Raw genomic sequence first — 2,687 nt, forward strand, 5'->3', positions numbered from 1 at the left:
GGGCCGCCTCCCGCGTCGGGCGCGCGGGCCGGAGGCGCTCCAGGTCGATGCGGCCGGGCGCGACCGCGATGACGCGGACCACCCGCGCTCCCCCGCGGGCCTCCGCCTCGGCGAGCCAGGCGAGCCCGGCGGCCTCCGCCTCGAAGAACCCGGGCGGGGCGTCCGCCCGCTCCTTGCGGAACACCCGCCCGTCCGATGCCGTCGTCATGCGCGTCCCTCCCGATGCGGGCGGCGCGCGCCGCCCTCCCTCACGTCCGTCGATCGCCTCCAGCCTGCCGTCATGACGTGTCCGCGTCGCGCACCCGACACGCGCCGGACGGGCCGCGTACCCCGCGCGCCCAGCGTCGCCGGGTACGCTCGCCGACGTGATCCGTGTCGGAATGAGCACGACCTGCGTGTACCCCCAGCCCGTCGACGCCGCCTTCGCCATGGCGGGTCGAGCGGGCTTCGACGGCGTCGAGATCATGGTGACGAACGACGAGGTCACCCAGGACGCCGCGGCGCTGCGCGCCATGTCGGAGAAGCACGGGCTGCCGATCATGTCGATCCACGCGCCCGTCCTGCTCCTCACCCACTTCGTGTGGGGCCGCGACCCGAAGGTGAAGCTGGAGCGGTCCGCGGAGCTCGCCGCCGCGGTCGGCGCCCCCGCCGTCGTCGTCCACCCGCCGTTCCGCTGGCAGGCCGGCTACGCCGAGTCGTTCCTCGAGATCGTGCGCTCCATCCAGACGTCGACCGGCGTCGAGATCGCCGTCGAGAACATGTTCCCGTGGCAGGTCGCGGGCCGCAGCATGAAGGCGTACGCGCCCGGCTGGGATCCGACCGTCATGGACTGCGACGCCACCACCCTCGACTTCTCCCACGCGGCCCTCTCCGGGCAGGACGCCCTCGAGATGGCGCGGACCCTCGGCCCCCGCCTCCGCCACGTGCACCTGTGCGACGGCTCGGGATCGCAGGACGACGGCCGCGTCTTCGACGAGCACCTCCTCCCCGGGCGCGGCACGCAGCCGGTCGCCGAGACCCTGCGCTGGCTCGCCGAGCAGGGCTGGGACGGCGGCGTGGTCGCCGAGGTCAACACGCGCAAGGCCAAGACGGAGGAGCAGCGGCTCGAGATGCTCATCGAGACGCGCGAGTTCGCCCAGCGGCAGCTGCGGCTCGACACGGCGCCCGAGCGCACGCCCGTGGTCCCGCCCACCCTCTCGGGCTACCGGAAGCTGCGCACGGCCCTCCGCCGCGACCGCTGACGCAGGACCGCCCGCTCGGGACGCCCGCGACGGGATACCAGGCGACACGCCCGCGACCCGCGGGAGGGCATGCGCACCACCGCATCGCGGTTGGATGGGGCAGGGGAACGTCCCCGCACATGAGCGACGTCGCGCGAGGCCCCGCCGGCCCGGCGTCGGGACCGGAGACACCATGAGCACCACCGTGCACCTCGAGATCCAGGTCGACGAGAGCCGCCTGGCCGACGTCGCCGACGTCCTCGCCGAGACCCTGCAGGCCACCCGCGCGTTCGCGGGCAACGAGGGCCTCGAGGTCCTGGTCGACGACGCCGACCCCGCGCGCATGATCGTCGTGGAGCAGTGGGCGAGCACGGCCGACCACGACGCCTACGTCGCCTGGCGCGCCACCCCCGAGGGCGCCGCGCGCCTCGGCGAGGTGCTGGCCGCCCCGCCGGTGACCCGCGTGTTCAGCGGGCGCATCGCGCTCGCGCTCTAGCGACCGGCCGCACGACGAGGGCCGCCCGGTGCTCCGGGCGGCCCTCGTCGTGCACGGGCTCCGCGACGCGGGCCCTCCCCCGTCGGTCAGACGGCGACGGCGACCGAGGACGGCGCCTGGCCCGGGATCAGCCCGAGGCTCCTGGCCCGCCGCGAGCGCCGCGTGACGAGGTACGACACGGCGAGGCTCAACAGCAGGAACACGGCGAGGACGCCCGCCGATCCCCACACGACGGCCGGGGCGCCGCCGGCGATGATCGCCTGCATGCCGGAGGACGCGTACGTGAGCGGGAGGAACGGGCTGACGGCCGCGAACGGCGCCGCCACGAGCTGCGACGGCACGATGCCGCCCAGGGCCGCGGCCTGCACCGCCAGGAGGATGAGCGACACCACGAGCCCGGCACGGCCGAGCGCCTGGCGGAGGAGGTAGTGGATCGCGGTGAAGGCCGCCGCGGTCACGGCGGCGAACCCGAGGGTCGCCGGCAGGAGCGCCGGGGACAGCCCGAGCGCCGCGTGCACGAGCGCGACGAGGAGCACGACCTGCGCGAGCGCGATCAGGGCGGCGCGCGCGAGCACGCGCCCCATGACGCGGCCGGTCGCGGCCGACGACGCGAGCAGCCGACGGGCGGCCGGCCGCAGCACGAGGAACGTCGCGAACGCGCCGAGCCAGAGGCCGATGGGCACCGTGATCGCGGCGATCGCGTCCCCCGGGCTGCCGATCTCGTTCTGGCGGTCGACCGTGAGGCCCACCGGGTCGGCGACGACGCCCGAGGCCGCGGTGGCCTGGTCGGCGTCGAGGGAGGGGATCTGCTCGGCGCCCTGCGTGAGCCCCGCTCCGAGCTCAGTGGCCCCGGAGGAGAGCCCGTCGGCGCCCGTGGCGAGGTCGCCCGCGCCCGTCGCCGCGCCGGTCGCGCCCGTGCGGAGCTGACCGAGCCCGTCGCCCAGCTGGCGGGCGCCCGTGACGAGCGCGCC

3 protein-coding genes and 1 pseudogene are annotated in these 2,687 nt (G+C 76.1%); 2 read left to right on the forward strand and 2 right to left on the reverse strand.

Translation table 11 applies throughout. From position 1 onward, the window contains the following. Window positions 1-208, reverse strand: a pseudogene (locus Q6969_RS14760) (fructosamine kinase); the annotation flags it as partial. Window positions 209-365: 157 nt separating this feature from the next. Here Q6969_RS14760 and Q6969_RS14765 point away from each other — a divergent pair. Both Q6969_RS14765 and Q6969_RS14770 read left to right on the forward strand, forming a co-directional pair. Beyond that, window positions 366-1,241, forward strand: coding sequence for a sugar phosphate isomerase/epimerase (locus Q6969_RS14765; protein WP_317231120.1), 876 nt, complete (start codon window positions 366-368; stop codon window positions 1,239-1,241). A 172-nt stretch (window positions 1,242-1,413) separates the two neighbouring features. Further along, complete coding sequence (locus tag Q6969_RS14770) at window positions 1,414-1,716, forward strand: putative quinol monooxygenase (protein ID WP_119403371.1); 303 nt, start codon at window positions 1,414-1,416, stop codon at window positions 1,714-1,716. 86 nt (window positions 1,717-1,802) lie between these two features. Here Q6969_RS14770 and Q6969_RS14775 read toward each other — a convergent pair. Further along, window positions 1,803-2,687 (reverse strand): YhgE/Pip family protein (locus tag Q6969_RS14775; RefSeq protein WP_317231121.1); only part of this gene is annotated, 885 nt, incomplete at its 5' end.

This window comes from Clavibacter sp. MX14-G9D (assembly GCF_032917815.1).
Classification (GTDB): Bacteria; Actinomycetota; Actinomycetes; order Actinomycetales; family Microbacteriaceae; genus Clavibacter; species Clavibacter michiganensis_K.

Bases quoted from the DNA above. Each gene is read 5' to 3' on its own strand.
- Q6969_RS14770 (WP_119403371.1), top strand. From the start codon at position 1,414: ATGAGCACCACCGTGCACCTCGAGATCCAGGTCGACGAGAGCCGCCTG.